Origin of the sequence: Halobacillus aidingensis, assembly GCF_900104185.1 — a bacterium.
GTDB lineage: Bacteria > Bacillota > Bacilli > Bacillales > Halobacillaceae > Halobacillus > Halobacillus aidingensis.
This window is the reverse complement of sequence record NZ_FNIZ01000012.1, coordinates 1-15299: the sequence shown is the minus strand read 5'-3', so window position 1 is coordinate 15299 and position 15299 is coordinate 1. Positions and strand designations below refer to the sequence as shown.

At 44.0% G+C, this 15299-nt stretch carries 16 protein-coding genes and 1 rRNA gene; 12 read left to right on the top strand and 5 right to left on the bottom strand.

Going from position 1 to position 15299, the window contains the following annotated elements; genetic code table 11:
* Positions 1-7: 7 nt before the first annotated feature.
* Together BLS23_RS12290 and BLS23_RS12285 are read right to left on the bottom strand one after the other, a co-directional pair.
* Positions 8-439, bottom strand: a complete 432-nt coding sequence (locus BLS23_RS12290; protein ID WP_244157196.1) for a BrxA/BrxB family bacilliredoxin — start codon at positions 437-439, stop codon at positions 8-10.
* Positions 440-448: 9 nt separating this feature from the next.
* Positions 449-1591 carry a conserved virulence factor C family protein gene (locus BLS23_RS12285; protein WP_089652938.1) on the bottom strand — a complete coding sequence of 381 codons (1143 nt, stop codon included), beginning with the start codon at positions 1589-1591 and terminating at the stop codon, positions 449-451.
* A 616-nt stretch (positions 1592-2207) separates the two neighbouring features.
* Between BLS23_RS12285 and BLS23_RS12280 the strand changes: the two genes are divergently transcribed.
* The 4 genes from BLS23_RS12280 (at position 2208) to BLS23_RS12265 (ending at position 6231) form a co-directional block, all read left to right on the top strand.
* The gene (locus BLS23_RS12280; RefSeq protein WP_089652848.1) at positions 2208-3128 is read left to right on the top strand and encodes an ABC transporter ATP-binding protein; all 921 of its coding nucleotides are present in this window, start codon (positions 2208-2210) and stop codon (positions 3126-3128) included.
* Entirely contained in the window at positions 3121-4077 is a 957-nt protein-coding gene (locus BLS23_RS12275; RefSeq protein WP_089652847.1) for an ABC transporter permease, read from the top strand. The genes BLS23_RS12280 and BLS23_RS12275 overlap by 8 nt, the downstream gene beginning before the upstream one ends.
* A gap of 17 nt (positions 4078-4094) precedes the next feature.
* A complete protein-coding gene (locus BLS23_RS12270) occupies positions 4095-4547 on the top strand; it encodes a DUF4064 domain-containing protein (RefSeq protein ID WP_089652846.1) in 453 nt (150 codons plus the stop codon).
* Positions 4548-4746: 199 nt separating this feature from the next.
* Positions 4747-6231 (top strand): HD-GYP domain-containing protein, encoded by a 1485-nt coding sequence (locus BLS23_RS12265; protein ID WP_089652845.1) that lies wholly within the window; start codon positions 4747-4749, stop codon positions 6229-6231.
* 37 nt (positions 6232-6268) lie between these two features.
* Here BLS23_RS12265 and BLS23_RS21770 read toward each other — a convergent pair whose 3' ends face one another.
* Positions 6269-6442: a hypothetical protein gene (locus tag BLS23_RS21770; protein WP_167356081.1), complete on the bottom strand. Its 174-nt coding sequence runs from the start codon at positions 6440-6442 to the stop codon at positions 6269-6271.
* 112 nt (positions 6443-6554) lie between these two features.
* On the opposite strand from BLS23_RS21770, the gene BLS23_RS12260 reads away from it, so the two are divergent.
* A complete protein-coding gene (locus BLS23_RS12260; protein WP_089652844.1) occupies positions 6555-7463 on the top strand; it encodes a formate/nitrite transporter family protein in 909 nt (302 codons plus the stop codon).
* On the top strand, positions 7463-8155 hold the full coding sequence (locus BLS23_RS12255; RefSeq protein WP_089652937.1) for a Type 1 glutamine amidotransferase-like domain-containing protein: 693 nt from the start codon (positions 7463-7465) through the stop codon (positions 8153-8155). Before BLS23_RS12260 ends, BLS23_RS12255 begins: the two co-directional genes overlap by 1 nt.
* A gap of 120 nt (positions 8156-8275) precedes the next feature.
* Here BLS23_RS12255 and BLS23_RS12250 read toward each other — a convergent pair whose 3' ends face one another.
* Positions 8276-8746 (bottom strand): DinB family protein, encoded by a 471-nt coding sequence (locus tag BLS23_RS12250; RefSeq protein WP_089652843.1) that lies wholly within the window; start codon positions 8744-8746, stop codon positions 8276-8278.
* A 227-nt stretch (positions 8747-8973) separates the two neighbouring features.
* Between BLS23_RS12250 and BLS23_RS12245 the strand changes: the two genes are divergently transcribed.
* Positions 8974-9741 (top strand): MerR family transcriptional regulator, encoded by a 768-nt coding sequence (locus BLS23_RS12245; protein WP_089652842.1) that lies wholly within the window; start codon positions 8974-8976, stop codon positions 9739-9741.
* Between the two features lie 175 nt (positions 9742-9916).
* Here BLS23_RS12245 and BLS23_RS12240 read toward each other — a convergent pair whose 3' ends face one another.
* A complete protein-coding gene (locus BLS23_RS12240) occupies positions 9917-10975 on the bottom strand; it encodes a class I SAM-dependent methyltransferase (RefSeq protein ID WP_089652841.1) in 1059 nt (352 codons plus the stop codon).
* A gap of 389 nt (positions 10976-11364) precedes the next feature.
* Between BLS23_RS12240 and BLS23_RS12235 the strand changes: the two genes are divergently transcribed.
* The 5 genes from BLS23_RS12235 to BLS23_RS12220 form a co-directional block, all read left to right on the top strand.
* Positions 11365-12135, top strand: coding sequence for a LysM peptidoglycan-binding and 3D domain-containing protein (locus BLS23_RS12235; RefSeq protein WP_089652936.1), 771 nt, complete (start codon positions 11365-11367; stop codon positions 12133-12135).
* 337 nt (positions 12136-12472) lie between these two features.
* Positions 12473-12628, top strand: a complete 156-nt coding sequence (locus BLS23_RS21765; protein ID WP_167356080.1) for a hypothetical protein — start codon at positions 12473-12475, stop codon at positions 12626-12628.
* 189 nt (positions 12629-12817) lie between these two features.
* Positions 12818-13618, top strand: a complete 801-nt coding sequence (locus BLS23_RS12230) for an SDR family NAD(P)-dependent oxidoreductase (RefSeq protein WP_089652840.1) — start codon at positions 12818-12820, stop codon at positions 13616-13618.
* Between the two features lie 21 nt (positions 13619-13639).
* Positions 13640-14659, top strand: coding sequence for a thiazole biosynthesis adenylyltransferase ThiF (locus BLS23_RS12225; RefSeq protein ID WP_089652839.1), 1020 nt, complete (start codon positions 13640-13642; stop codon positions 14657-14659).
* 537 nt (positions 14660-15196) lie between these two features.
* Positions 15197-15299 (top strand): 16S ribosomal RNA (locus tag BLS23_RS12220); the annotation flags it as partial.

The following is a 15299-nucleotide window of genomic DNA, read 5'->3' as shown; positions in this document are numbered from 1 at the left end:
GCTTTTGTTAACAGTATTGGTTGTAAGCGTTCGTGAGATTGGCTACAATTTCTTCTACTTCATAATCCTCGATCTCTTCGCGAGGGATGAAGTGGAGAACCTGGCCATCTTTCAAAAGAGCCATGGAAGGGGAGGATGGCTCGTAGCCTTCCAAATAGTCACGCATGCGTGATGTTGCTTCGCGATCCTGGCCAGCAAAAACAGTTACAATATTATCGGGACGTTTTTCGTTGTTGAGCGATTCGCGGGCAGAAGGACGTGCCAGTCCAGCAGCACATCCACAGACGGAGTTAATGACCACAAGTGACGTGCCTTTCGCTTCGCTGATGAACGTGTCCACTTCCTCCGGGGTCGTCAATTCTGTGAAGCCGGCGTTCGTCAATTCATCACGCATCGGCTGAGAAATTTCTTTCATATATGCTTCATATGGGTTCATAATCGTAGCCTCCTATTGTTGTTTTTTCTTCGTCGCTTGAGTCATTTGATGCCACACAGATCCTTTCGCTTCCTCGCCGCCTTCAATTCTTTCGATTGCCATATTGATTTGCAGACGAACTTCGAATTCCGGATCATCAGCGGCTTCCTTCAATGCAGGAAGGGCTGTTTCATCGCCAAGCTCATACAAGTACATCGCTGCACGCCAGCGAACGAGTTTGTTGGAATCAGAAAGCGACTCGATCATTCTCGGCATCGCTTCTTTGAAACCGAGATCCGAAATGCAATCGCCGGCTGTCCGACGTACGGTAACTGATTTGTCATTGAGCGCCTTGTAGAGATACGGCAGTGTTTCAATTTCTTCAATCATACCAAGATAGGCCGTTGCCAGACGTCGGATCGATGCCTTCTCATCATCCAGAGCTTTGTCAAGCAGGCGATAATCCTCTGCCGTCGGATCCATGCGGTCTAAAGCCGCATAGCGAACTTTCCAATCGTCATGATCCAACGTTTCCAAGCTGATTTTCGTCTTTTCTTCCTTCGGTTCGACATCAACCGATTCTTGGTCAAACGCTTGTTTAACAAGGGATTCCAGTCGTTCTTCGTCATAACTTGCCGAAAGTTCCTCTTTTACTTGTTCCCCGATTTCAGCGACGTCACCATAGCGTGGGTTCTGCTCCATCCACTTACGCTCCATGATCATGTTCGGAGATGCGGGAGCTGCTTTCATTGCCGCTTCCATGAAACGTTCAGGAAGCCCTACGCGTGTTTCCTCTTCGCCTTCCTCAAGCTTTACTTGCATCGGAAGGCCACGGAACATCTGCACGAACACACGGACTTCCCCGAAGTGTTCATCCGGTTCTTCCTTTTTGTGTGAAGGTGCTTCTTCGGCTGCTTCCGATCCGAAAACCTTCCTTACTTCAGGAAGAATCGCTTCCCAGGAGACACGTGCATTTCTTTCCAAAGCAATGAAATCAGTCACGTGGTAAAGTCCTTTGACACCTTCGATTTCGAAGAGGTGTTGGACAAAGTCAGGTGCGTCCTTAAGCTCATCATCTTTTTTATAATTGTGAGTTTCGCCGTCCGGCAAAGTCTCGTTCACATTGATTTTCATTGAATTCGGACTTGGCGTCGGTTCAATGGATACGATTTTCACTGAGTATAACCCCCTAACGGTCTGATCATCTTTCCATCCGGTTCCGAGGGATCTACCCTCATTCCATGCTTCCATCTTATCAAAAATTCCCAAGCTCATCCACGTATCCGCCCCCGCCTTCCATTGTTCTACTAAAGCTCCCTATTCTTGAAGACTCAGTTCCGAGACTTTATGAGTGGATGGGGCTGCGGGGAATAGCTCGCTTTCCGCGGGAGCGCGGTGAGCCTCCTCGGACTGCGTCCTGTGGGGTCTCACCATGCACTTTTTTCCCGCAGGAGTCTCGTCATTCCCCTCCGCCCACTTGCCGGAAGAGATTCTCGAAACTACCTTCCAGTAATAAGAGCTTTTATGGTTAAGAACCCTATATCGACGCGGCTTAAGCAGGAATTTACAACAGAACTAGGCAGGGTACTTTAAGAGGGATTTCGATAATCTCATATGGCAAAGGGGTGGAGCGAACCTTTTCCCGTAGCCCCTAGAATCACACAAACATCTCGAAATAAAGTCTTCCACAATCCTTCCATATACTTTAATATTGTAAAAATTTTCATAAATAATGAAACCAGATTGGTTTTGTGTCGTAGAGTAGGTGTGTTGATAAAAAGGAGGGGGAAGAATGTCGGAACCTGTTATGCAGTTGAAGGATGTCAAAAAGACAATTGGCAATAAATCGATCATTAAAGGTTTGAATTTCGATATTTACGGCGGGGAAGTGTTTGGTTTTCTTGGGCCTAACGGAGCTGGGAAAACGACAACCATCCGGATGATGGTCGGGTTGATGGAGATGACGGATGGGGATGTGATCATCCAGGGGCAAAGTGTGCAGAACAACTTTAAAGGAGCGATTCGTCATGTAGGCGGAATCGTAGAGAACCCGGAAATGTACCCATTCATGAGCGGATGGAAAAATCTCGTCCATTATGCCCGTATGATGCCTGGGATTACAGAGGAACGGATAAAAGAAGTCGTCAAGCTTGTTGGGTTGGAAAAACGGATGAAGGAAAAAGTGGGCAAATATTCACTTGGGATGCGTCAGCGTCTTGGAATTGCTCAAGCCCTTTTACATAAACCATCCGTCCTTATTCTTGATGAACCAACGAACGGGTTGGATCCATCCGGAATCAGGGAAATACGTGCTTACATCCGGAGGCTGGCGGAAGAGGAAGGGGTAGCTGTGATTGTGTCGAGTCATATTCTTTCTGAAATGGAGATGATGTGTGATCGGATTGGCATTATCAAAAATGGAGATTTGATTTCCATTCAGACGGTTCACGATGCGCTTCAGCAAACAGATGAAAAAGAAGTGTCCATTGAAGCGACACCTGTAGATCAAACAATGGTCGCTCTTCAAGAGATGACAGGCAAGGAAGTCAGCCGAAAGGAAGAGCTTCTGACCTTCACAGTAGAAAAAGAAAAGATTCCATCCGTTGTTGCAGATCTCGTGCAAAAAGGAATCCAAATTTACAGTGTGAACGTCAACCGCTCAACGCTTGAAGATAAATTCTTGGATTTGATTGGAGAGGGAGCCATTGAGTAACTTTTTTCAACTGATCAAAAATGAACATATGAAGCTCTATAATCAAAAGGCGACGTGGATCATGGCTATTCTGTTAGTGGTTTCAATTGTAGGCATAGGGGCTCTGCTTAAAGTCGATGCAGCCATTACGGGTGGAGAACCTCCGACGGGTGACAATTGGAAACAGGAACTTCAGAAGCAGAATGAGCAATTGATGGCCGCGGGAGAACAGCCGCCAGAGATCGAGTACCCGGCATACACAAATGTTGAGATGAATCAATATCGCATTGAGAATGACTTGAAACCAACGGCCTATAATAGTTGGGATTTTGTCCGTGACAACCGGACATTTGTCGCGCTGGTGAGTTTATTCACAATTATAGTTGCAGCAGGTATTACAGCTAATGAATTTCGCTGGGGCACAATCAAGCTCTTATTGATTCGCCCGATATCAAGGTCGAAAATCTTGCTTGCGAAATATGTCTCCGTTGTGATGTATGCGTTAACTATGCTTCTTGCCTTATACATCCTGTCCTTTTTAGTGGGATCTTTATTGTTTGGAATGGGCAGCTTTTCGCAGACGTATGTATATACTCAGGCTGGTGAAATCAAAGATGCCGGTATCTTTTCATTTACTGTTTCACAATACTTATTGAGTTTTGTAGAATTAATTATGATGGCTACGTTCGCGTTCATGATCGCTGCTGTATTCAGGAATACATCCCTTGCTATCGGGTTGGCGATCTTCCTCATGATGACTGGAAGCTCAATCATCGTTTTCTTCATGGAAAAAGAGTGGGCGAAATATATCTTGTTTGCGAATACGGACTTGAGCCAATACATGTCCGGGACACCATTCGTATCAGGAACTTCTCTTGGGTTTTCCATCGCAGTTTTAGCGGTATATTATGTACTATTCATGGCTTTAGCATGGGGCTTTTTTACAAAACGTGACGTAGCAGGAGCATAAAAAAGGAGGAGAAGGAAATGAAACGTACGGTAGAAATCGTTCTTACCATTATTGGAATTGTTCTTTTTGGACTTCCCGTTCTGTTGAGTGGTGTGTTGTTAAACTCTGCAGACAATCCGCAAATACAACAAGAAATTGAAAACTTCATGAACTCGCCGGAAGTGCAGATGGAAGGGGAAATGAGTTCCACAGATATGACCCAGATGTTCGAAATGATGGGGTCATTCGCGATGTTCGTCTTGATCGCCTCATTGATTGCGATCGGGTTAGGTATTCTGGCAGCTGTCTTCCTTAAAGGGAATAAGAAGCCGAAAGCAGCAGGAATCATTTTGATCATATCCGCCATTATCTTTACGTTTGCTACGGTCTTTATTGGGCTGTTCGGAGGTGTGGCGTATTTGATTGCCGGAATCGTTGCGCTCGTCCGTAAACCGAAGAAGACCGCAACCGATGAAGCAATCAGTTATTAGATGGGAAAAGGCGTGGCTCTAAAGCCGCGTCTTTTTTTTGTCATCCACCAAAAGTGTAGACACGCTTTTAAACGACATGTGACTAACAATCTTCTGTAACGAAAAGTTCATAAAATAGAGGCTGCTCATGTAGGAATTCGTCGGAGTTTGTTGAATAATTAAGAATAAAAGAAACGAATGATTTGAAGGAGTTTAACGGATGGAACCATTCACCTTTTTCCAAAGACGGATGCTGATGAATTATATATGGGGATCGGCTGTGGCTGTTTGCGGTGTTGGCAGCTTGTTTATTTTCTACACACTGCAGCTTGAACCGACAGAAATCATGTATTTAATTTTTATCATGATAAGCTCTGTTGGGGTCATGTTAACCGGTGAGATCATGATGTACAAGCACCATGTCCGTCCCATTCAACAACTGTTCACTAAAGAACCGCATTCTACCAAGCAAGTGAAGGAAGCTTTGTTGAGAGCGCATCAATTCCCACAGTTAACTGTAAAGCGAATTCTAGGCCCGCATTTATTAGGCCTTTCGATTCCTGCTTCTCTCTTTGCTTGGTGGGCGATCGAACGCGGACTTGTAAACCTTCCGCTGTATTACATAGGCTTTGCATGGATGGGCGCTGTCTTGATCGCTGTCATGCATGCATTGATTGAATTCTTTTTAACAGACCGGGCGGTTCAATTATTGCTGCCTTCGATCTATGAGAAAGGCGGTTTCATCGATTACAAAAGGGACACATCAATCAGTATTAAGACGAAGTTGTTCGTGACCTCTATGTTTACGGCGGTTTTCCCTGTCGTTCTCTTTTTGTTGGCGTCCCAAATACGCTTGATCGAAGGGAGAGGGGTGGATGGTTATTGGAGCTGGGCATCTATTATCGGTGCGGTTGTCATGGGAATCGGAGCGCTCGCCGCGCTTTTACTATACAGAAGTATCCAAAAGCCGATGGAGCAGCTGAGCGAGCGTTTCCTTGATGTGCGTCAAGGGCAGACGGAGCCGATGGAAAACTTGTATGTGGATGAGTTTTCGCAATTGGTCGCAGGATTCAACCATATGGTCACAGGCATCGAAGAAAGAGATGAAGAAAACAAACGACTTCTCGAAAGCTTTTTCACCGTTTTTGCTGCGACGCTTGATGCACGGGATCCATATACCGCTGGTCATTCCAAGCGTGTGGCTGAATACTCGGATCTTATTGCACGGAAAGCAGGTTTTGATGAGAAACAATTGGACTTGTTGAAAAAATCAGCGCTTCTTCATGATATCGGTAAAATCGGGATTGGTGATGATGTACTGCTGAAAGATGGACGCCTGAGCGAGGAAGAATTCGCGAAGATTAAGGAGCACCCGGTCATTGGTGCTCAGATCCTTGGACAAGTTCAGTTGCCGGAATCCCTCGCCCCTGTTTTGACTGGAGTGCGTCATCATCATGAGCGTTACGACGGAAACGGTTACCCCGATGGCCTTGCAAGAGAAGACATCCCCGTGTTTGGTCGACTGATGGCCGTGGCGGACGCCTTTGATGCGATGACATCAGACCGCCCTTATCGTCAGGGGATGCCGTTTTCAAAAGCGCTGGCAATTATTGAAGAAGGAAAAGGAACACAGTGGGATCCGTATTTTTCGGATTTGTTTTTAGAGGAAATGAGAGAGGACACACGTAAAAAAGCGCTCGGCTGAAGCTGAGCGCTTTTTAGTGGAGATAAAACTCCGACGGTTAATCCAAGTATCGATTCATTGCATCCACATCCGCACTCTGACGGTCATAGACACTTCCTTCCTGTGGGCGGAGACCACTGCCGCCGCAAACCTTACAAGTATAGCGCCACTCTTCATCATCCATCAACAGACCTTCTCCATCGCAAGCGAGGCAGAATTCATCTCTAGCCATCTTCATTCCTCTTTTCCTTGTTTTTCTTACCATTTCTCAAACGCTTCAGGATATACAGGGGAGATTATAATTTTAAAGAATCGGGAATGTGAGAATCATTGGAGGGATAACCGTGGCAAACGAGGAAAATCATCAGGAAACAGATGTAAATGAAAACAATGATTCAAATCAGAAAATAGATCGGCCTGGACGGCAGTTTTATATTCCGTCCCAAATCGTAGATGAATTTGGTGAAAAGGGAAGGGATCACTTAAACAAACCATTCCGCGCTCAATTCTTACTTGCGCTCACGGCAGGCTCCTTCATGACTTTCGGAGCTGTTTTTTCAGTACTGCTTGCTGTCGGAGTCGAGACGAAAGGGATCTATCACCTTTTATCAGGCCTTGGGTTCGCAGCAGGTTACTCGATGGTCTTCATATCAGGGGCGGTCCTGTTTACGGAAATCAATGTACTTTTACCATCCTACTTGTTTAACAAAGCAGGATTGATGAAGAAGAATATTTATAAATTCTGGCTGTCCTCATACGTTGGGAATATCATTGGAGCCTTTCTTGTCGCAGTATTGATTCAGTGGTCAGGCTCATTTGCAAGTACATTCTATCCTGAGCTTGAAATGTATTTGGACCATAAAATGAAATTCATGGACCATGGAGTCAAAGGATGGTTTCAGGTTCTGGTATCCGGTGTACTTGCAAACTGGCTTATCGGAATGGCGGCCTTTCTGACGACCTCAGCCCGTGATTTAACAGGTAAAATTCTCGGAACAACCTTACCTGTTGTGCTTTTTGTAGCAGGGAATTTCCAGCACAGTGCTGCAAATATGGGGTACTTCAGTATGGGCATTTTAGCTTCTGATAAATACACGTGGTATGAATATATCTTTTTCAACCTTGTACCTGCTAGTATTGGAAACCTGATTGGAGGAGCAATTTTAGTATCCTTGTTGTTCTCTTATGCTTACAAAGAGGACATTCAAACCTCCCTGGGAAGGAAAAAGAATAAGAAGGGGGCTGAACGATGATGAAACAAATCATAGCTATGGGGGGAGGAGGCTTCTCGATGGAGCCTGAAAACCCTCTGTTGGATGATTACGTGTTGGATCAAGTGGAGAAGGAGAGACCAAAAATCTGTTTTGTTCCCACGGCTAGTGGGGATGCGGACAGTTACATCGAACGTTTTTATGAAGCGTTCAAAGAGAAAGCGGAAGCGACCCATTTATCCCTGTTCAAGCCCCCAACGAGAGATTTAAGAAAATTTTTGCTCGAACAGGACATCATTTACGTAGGTGGAGGGTCGACGAAAAACCTACTCGCTCTTTGGCGGGAATGGGGTTTGGATGAAATCATGAAAGAAGCATGGGAGCAAGGAGTCGTCCTTGCCGGCATCAGTGCAGGGGCCATTTGCTGGTTTGATGAAGGGGTGACGGATTCCTACGGTGACCAGTTGGAACCACTGGAATGCCTAGGATTTCTCCCGGGAAGCTGCTGCCCTCATTATGATGGGGAGGAAAAGCGGAAGCCTGCGTACACATCTTTTATAAAGGATGGATCGATTCGTCCAGGTTATGCGCTCGATGACGGAGCGGCCGTTCACTTTGTGAACACGGACCCAGTGATACACGTGAGCTCGCGCAAAGGAGCGAAAGGCTACTATGTAAGAGTGGAAGCTGAGGAAGTTGAAGAGAATGATCTTGAAATGAAATACCTAGGCTAACGGAACACCCTCGAGCTGAAAATTCAGCCCGAGGGTGTTTTTAGTCAGTGAAAAACATGGAAGAAAAAGGTGTACCAGGTCATCCATAATATGGATGACCTGGTACGGTGATTTTTGAAGCTATTCGAACAACAGGATTTCTGGATCTTTTTTATAGGTGTGCACTAACATGGCATGCAGCTGACCGCGGTGGTGATACATGTGGGCGACCGTTTGGACGAGCCATTCAAAACGTGTATTCGTCACCCCCCACCAGGACGTGGTTTCTGTGTATAAGTGCTCTTCGGTGTAGTTTTCAAATTGAGCCTTTAATTGCGCAAAGTTGTCAAATAGACGTTCTAAGATTTCATCTTTTGTTTTCATTGATACCGTTTCATAGAAGTGCTCCATCTCTGCTTTAGAAGCCCCTTCTGTGATGTGCCCATCAGCCGCAGGGATTGCTGCAATGTGTTCGAGTAATTCCCCGATGGAGTACTTTCCCTCCGTCGGTCTCAGGGTCAAATCTTCTTCTGATAACTGACCGACCATTTCGGAAATGGATGCAATAACGATTTCTAATTGATGAAAAGCGCTCTGACAGTACATATTCATAGGAACACAACCTTATTAAAATTGTTATTCCTCCTCTTATTCTCCGACGTTCGACTAAATCCCTTTCCCAAGCGAAAAACTACATGAAACGACGAAAATCGCCCTAAGGTTTGGTTTGACTCCTGTATAAAAAGACCTACATTCAAAGATGCTTAGTGAATTTTTCAGACGATGAGTTGACTCTGACGTTACGTCATAGATTATCTTTAATTGTGAGGTGATCACCGATGTATAAGGTGAAAGAAATGGCGGAGATGACAGGGGTCAGTGTGCGCACACTGCACCATTATGATCATATCGATCTGTTGTCACCGAGCTATGTAAGTGAAAAAGGCTACCGTTTATATAGTGAAAAAGAGTTGGCCCGTCTGCAGCAGATTCTTTTCTTTAAAGAGATGGATTTCTCTTTGAAGAAGATCAAGGAGATTCTGGATGACCCTGATTTTGATGAAGCCGATGCATTGCAACGCCACCGTGAGATATTAAGAGAAAAGAAAAAACGGTTGGAGCGATTAATTCGTTCGGTGGATCAGACGCTCCAAACGTTGGAAGGAGAAGATCGTATGAAAAATGAAGACCGTTTCCGTCCGTTTGATAAAAGCGAGATTGAAGCCCATCAGAAAAAGTATGAGAAAGAGGTGGAAGAACGCTGGGGAAATACGGACGCTTACAAACAATCCAAACAGAAAACATCCCAATATACGAAGGAAGATTGGAAGAAGATTCAACAAGAGGGGGACAAAATTGACCGCGCGCTTGTAAAATTAATGGATCGTGACCCTTCTGATCCAGATGTTCAGCAGTTGATTGATAAAAAACGTCAGCACATCACGGGTCACTTTTATGAGTGCAACCTGCAAATTTTCAGAGGGTTGGCGGACATGTATGTTAACGACCCTCGCTTTACGAAAAACATCGACAAATGGAAAGAAGGATACGCCGAGTTCCTAAAAAGAGCCATGCACATTTACTGCAATCAACAAGAAGAAAGTTAAAACTCTTTTAGAGGAAGGGAATAATTGTATGACCAGGTCATACAATTATTTCCATCAAGCGAAAAACCAGCCTCCACACTCAAAAGACTGTGGAGGCTGGTTTTATTTAGAGGTGTGTGTCTTAAAACCTTTTGTTCCTTTTTCTTCCTTACCAGGTCATACAGTTTTTTCCATATTAACGTGGCTGGCAAATGAGTCCATTGTGTACTTTGATGTAACCGTGTCTCAGGATGTCGAATCCTGCTTCATACATATAGAGTCCCATTTGTTCAACAGTCATGAGTTCCCGGTAGGTATGGTTCATCACATCGGCCATGACATGATAGTAGAGGCGGGATCGGAGCTGGTTCCGTGGGGTGGTCAGAATCGCAAAGCCCCCTTCTTTTAAAAAGCGTCGGTGCCAGTCAGCGACTTCCGTCTTGTATTCATCAGGAAAATGTTCCAACAGGCCGACGGAGAGGACAATATCGAATTCTTTTCCGAAATCAAGGTTGCGAATATCCTCAACCACATATTCAATGTTCAAGTCATCTTTATAGATGACTTTCCACTGTCCTGTTTTAGGATTTTCACCTAAGAATGGATAATGTTCTGGGAATTCACCGAACCGTGTTGTCTTGCAAAATTCATCATAATCGACCATGACAATCTCTGCTCCTGTATACATGGCTCCAAGCTGCATGGCTTCATAACCTTCCGCAGCTCCTAAAAAGAGAATACGGGGGCGGTCTACGTGCAACCCTTCAAAAAGGGCTCTCTTTCCGCGAGGGTCCCAAATTCCATCTTGGATTCTATGAACATAATTCCATAACTGCAATTGAACAAGATGACCAATCGCTTGTTTTACTTGTCCAGGATTCAATGCAGCGAGGCTTCGCATGAACTGTTTTTTACTCTGGTTCTTTTCCTGAGGAACATCTTTGATGAACCACTCATGAAAGGATTTGTTGAAATAGGTCCATGAAGTGTGCGGATCCATCATTTGATCATTCTCTCGCTCCCATTCAGTTCGTTCTTTCGAATAATTCGTGACCTCAAAAGGTTTACCTACATCCTTCCATGACAAATGGGACCAATCAGAAACCGTGTTTAAACGAACAAACTTGTTATACTCTTTCTCTGAATAACGTCTAAGGTCGACACGGTATTGCGGATGGGAAAACGTTTCGCCCATATGCTCTTCACTATAGGGCTTAGGTATCCTTGAATCCTTGACCACAGCTTCTCCTAACATGGATCGATCACCTCTCCATATCATTTAGTACAACTATAACCGTTAATGTAAACGTTTACAATGTTAGTCATTCTTTAGAAATACCCTTTTTTGTATGACCAGGTCTTACATCATCTGGTGTACCAGGTCATACAAATATTCCCAAAAGGCTATGTGTGGTCTGTACATATAACCCCAACAAAACAGATTTTATGATTACTTAGGTACATTTATCCATTACAACCGGATTATTACACTGAAGTAAAGATGATGTAATGTTTGAAAAGTTATTGTTGTGTTCCTGTTATTGGCATATGAGCTGTACGTGTTACAGTAGGAATTGTGATTTTGAGACAGCGCTTAGCCGAGGGCTGAGCGAGAGCTGTTTACCAAGGAGGAAATTAAACATGATGAAAAAAACAATTGTTTCTTTGGCGGCGGTCGCATCGGTTTCGGCAGTAACAGCAACAGCAGTAAGTGCAGATGAAATTAAAGTAAAAAAAGGAGATACTCTTTGGAGCATTGCTCAAAACAATGGAGTATCTGTGAATGATATAAAAGATGAGAACGGTTTGAACTCTAATTTGATTTTCCCTAATCAAGTACTTTCTATTAACGAAGGACAGAACGGACAAGCTCAGGCGCAAACGTCTAGCAGTGTTCACACGGTTCAATCCGGGGACACGCTTTACAGCATTGGACAAGCAAATAACGTAAGCGTGCAAGAACTGAAGGCTTGGAACAACCTTAACTCCAACCTGATCTATCCTGGAGAGAAATTAACCCTTGATGGAGCAGCAGTTGCTGAACAGTCCACATCTGAAAAGAGCTCAAGCAATGAAGAAGCAGAAGCAGAGCAAACATCCAGCCAACCAGCAGAAGATGGTGTCGTAAAAACATTGAATATGGAAGCGACAGCGTATACAGCATTCTGTGAAGGTTGCTCCGGTACAACTTATACAGGTATTGATTTGAGAGCAAATCCAGATCAAAAAGTTATTGCCGTAGACCCGAACGTGATTCCACTAGGTTCTGAAGTTTATGTAGAAGGATATGGTAAAGCGATCGCCGGCGATATCGGCGGTGCCATCCAAGGCAACCGCATCGATGTATTCATGGCAGATCGTTCTGATGCTCTTGACTTCGGACGTAAAAGTGTAGAAGTAAAAGTTTATGAATAATATAGATCGAGACGATCCTTTGAGGGGTCGTCTCTTTTTGTTTTTCCGCTGGTATGCAATTTAAAACTATCCTTTTTAAAAAGGATATCTATTAAAAAGTTTCATCTTTTGTATTGGTTGCCCATCGTGGGAAAAGTATAGAAAGCGACATTTTTCTACATAAATAGGTTTGAAAATCAACCCGCGCGGATATTGTTCAGAAACGATGATCCTTTAAATAAGCTCTATCGTTAGAAAAAAACGTATAAAACATAATTTTTTCTTGCGTTTACGAAGTTTTACTAATAATATCAAAGGGAATCGTATTATATACTAAAAAAGAAGGGAGGACACCACGATGACTCTGCTATACTCAAAAGCTCGTGAGCTGTTCGATCAGGATTACAAAAACAGTCCGGAAGCCCAAGTCCAATCAAAGGGTAAAGGCGTGAAGCGCACACGGAGTGGAAAGGTTCTATTCTCTTTCCGTAAGCAGACCAACAAACGGAAATAGCATTAGAAGTCGTGGAGGTAGCTATGAGAAGTAACAAAAAAAGAATCAACATGGTCGACTATTTAAAACAAGTTGTCCCGTGGATCAGCGTTTCATTGACAAGATCAGTCATGAAGCGCTGATTTTTTATATCCAGAAGGTTTACATACAGAAGGGTTCGGTTATCGTATTCGCTAAGGAGGCGAAAACATGAACATTTTTTCAGATGAAGCATTAAAAGGCGAACACATCCTCGTTACGGGGGCGACAGGCGGGATTGGATATGAAACGGCCAAGGAAATCGTCCGTGCCGGAGGTCATGTGACCATCACAGGCAGGAACGAAGAGAAACTTGCCTTGTTAAAAGAGGAATGTGCTACGATAAACGGAGAGATGAAAGTTTTCATAAGTGCTGCTGATTTGAACGATGAATCGGATCGTGTAAAAGTAGTACAGGACGCCAGGAAGGCGATAGGTTCTGTGACAGGACTCGTCAATTCGGCTGGCATCATCGGTGGAGGTCCCCTTGAAGATCTAAAAGAAGAAGACTTGCGTAAAGTGATGGAGCTCAACTATTTTTCTACCGTCCTTTTCACTCAGGAAGTCTATAAAGATATGAAAGCAAATGGGCGGGGAAGCATTGTCAATTTATCTTCCCTCTCTGGATTGCGAGGTACGCATTCTGGTACGGCTTACAGCGCTTCAAAGTTTGCGATTACAGGATTCACGCAGTCTTTCGCTCATGAAGCTATTGAGCATGGTGTCCGTGTCAACGCCGTATGTCCAGGCTATGTAGACACAGCTATGGGGCAGGAAGCCATTCGTTCAAAAGGGAAGCGTGAAGGTAGAAGTTATGAAGAACAAAGAAAAGCAGCTGAAGAAGGGATTCCTTCTGGAAAACTGAGTGAACCTGATGAAGTGGCCAGGTCCATTGTCTACCTTTTATCGGAGGGATCGACCAATATTGTCGGGGAATCTTTGAAAATATCCGGAGGAAGCGTCATGCGTTAAGGAAAAAAGGAGGTAGGCCCTTTGACAGGAGAACGATATTCAAGACAACAGCTCTTCCAACCAATAGGAGAAAAAGGGCAGCGCCGTCTGAAAGAATCGCACGTGCTCATCATAGGGGCTGGTGCGCTAGGGACAAGCAGTTCAGAGCAGCTTGTGCGGGCAGGAATCGGAAGAATAACTGTTATTGACCGGGATTATGTGGAATTCAGTAACTTGCAGAGACAGCAACTATTCACAGAAAAAGATGCTGAAAACCGTATGCCTAAGGCGGTGGCTGCCAAAGAACGTTTGGAAAAAGTAAATAGTGAGGTGCGCATTCATGCAATAGTGGATGATGTACAAGTAGAAGAACTTGAAAAATATTCACAAGGCATCGATTTGATCATAGATGGAACGGATAATTTCGAAACACGTATGCTCATCAACGATTTCACACAAAAACACCAAATCCCCTGGATTTATGGTGGTTGCGTAGGAAGTCATGGGATGAGTTATACGATTATACCGGGCACGAGCCCTTGTTTGTCATGTTTGATGAGAAGCATTCCCCTCGGTGCGGCCACTTGTGATACGGTAGGCGTGATCAGTCCGGCTGTTCAAATGGTCGCCGCCCATCAGGTGACGGAGGCGTTGAAAGTCCTTGTAGGAGATGTTCATTCTATACGCAAAGGACTGGTTACCTTCGATCTTTGGACGAACGACTATACTTCGATTAAAACCGGACGCATTCAAAGAAAAGACTGTCCATCTTGCGGGGAAGAACCATCTTATCCTTTTCTATCTGGAAATGAAATGACAAAGGTTGCTGTTCTATGCGGAAGGGACACCGTGCAGATACGTCCAAGTAATAAGGAACAAAGAGATTTGGAAGAGTTGAAAAATCGACTTCCAAATGGAGAGATTCAGGAGAATCCTTTCTTGTTATCCTATAAAAATTCGCTGCACCGTATGGTTTTCTTTCGGGATGGTCGCGTGTTGATTCACGGGACAAAAGATATAAAGGAAGCAAAAACGTTGTATCATAAAATCGTAGGTGGTTAATGTAGTTTGTATAGGAAGAGAAAAGGGAATACATAAACCAACAACCAATAAGGAGAGTGCAACATGGGACGACTACTAAAACGAGTGTTCAAATATGGACCGATGGTATATCCGATCATAAGAAAATTCATGAGGAAACGAAAAGGACGGTACTAAAAGTGAGCAGAGATCTGCTCGCTTTTTATTTCTCGTCTATATAATAAGGAAGAAAAAGATCAATCCTATTCTAGTGTTCTGGAAAACTAAAAAAAGTATTGAAAAACCTATTGCGTCATTCGAAATGCCATGATATATTATTACTTGTCGCGTTAACAGAGCGGCCAGCCGCAAACGGCTTAACAAAATAAATCATAAAAAGTTGTTGACGAAAACAACTGCACATGATATATTAATTAAGTCGCTTTTTTGAAGCGGCAAACAAAAATTTGATCTTTGAAAACTGAACGAACCAACCAGTACGTCAAAACATTTCTTCTTTATAGAAGAGATTTGAAACAAAGCACATTCGGTGTGCAAATGAGCAAGTCAAACTTAACTTTTATGGAGAGTTTGATCCTGGCTCAGGACGAACGCTGGCGGCGTGCCTAATACATGCAAGTCGAGCGCGGGAAGCGAGTGGATCCTCATCTGAGGTGAAGCT

Excerpts from the sequence above, each read along its gene's own strand:
- BLS23_RS12230 (WP_089652840.1), top strand. The coding sequence starts at position 12,818 with ATGAACATTTTTTCAGATGAAGCATTAAAAGGCGAACACATCCTCGTT.
- BLS23_RS21765 (WP_167356080.1), top strand. The coding sequence starts at position 12,473 with ATGACTCTGCTATACTCAAAAGCTCGTGAGCTGTTCGATCAGGATTAC.
- BLS23_RS12245 (WP_089652842.1), top strand. The coding sequence starts at position 8,974 with ATGTATAAGGTGAAAGAAATGGCGGAGATGACAGGGGTCAGTGTGCGC.
- BLS23_RS21770 (WP_167356081.1), bottom strand. The coding sequence starts at position 6,442 with ATGGCTAGAGATGAATTCTGCCTCGCTTGCGATGGAGAAGGTCTGTTG.
- BLS23_RS12235 (WP_089652936.1), top strand. The coding sequence starts at position 11,365 with ATGAAAAAAACAATTGTTTCTTTGGCGGCGGTCGCATCGGTTTCGGCA.
- BLS23_RS12255 (WP_089652937.1), top strand. The coding sequence starts at position 7,463 with ATGAAACAAATCATAGCTATGGGGGGAGGAGGCTTCTCGATGGAGCCT.
- BLS23_RS12240 (WP_089652841.1), bottom strand. The coding sequence starts at position 10,975 with ATGTTAGGAGAAGCTGTGGTCAAGGATTCAAGGATACCTAAGCCCTAT.
- BLS23_RS12270 (WP_089652846.1), top strand. The coding sequence starts at position 4,095 with ATGAAACGTACGGTAGAAATCGTTCTTACCATTATTGGAATTGTTCTT.
- BLS23_RS12280 (WP_089652848.1), top strand. The coding sequence starts at position 2,208 with ATGTCGGAACCTGTTATGCAGTTGAAGGATGTCAAAAAGACAATTGGC.
- BLS23_RS12265 (WP_089652845.1), top strand. The coding sequence starts at position 4,747 with ATGGAACCATTCACCTTTTTCCAAAGACGGATGCTGATGAATTATATA.
- BLS23_RS12250 (WP_089652843.1), bottom strand. The coding sequence starts at position 8,746 with ATGAATATGTACTGTCAGAGCGCTTTTCATCAATTAGAAATCGTTATT.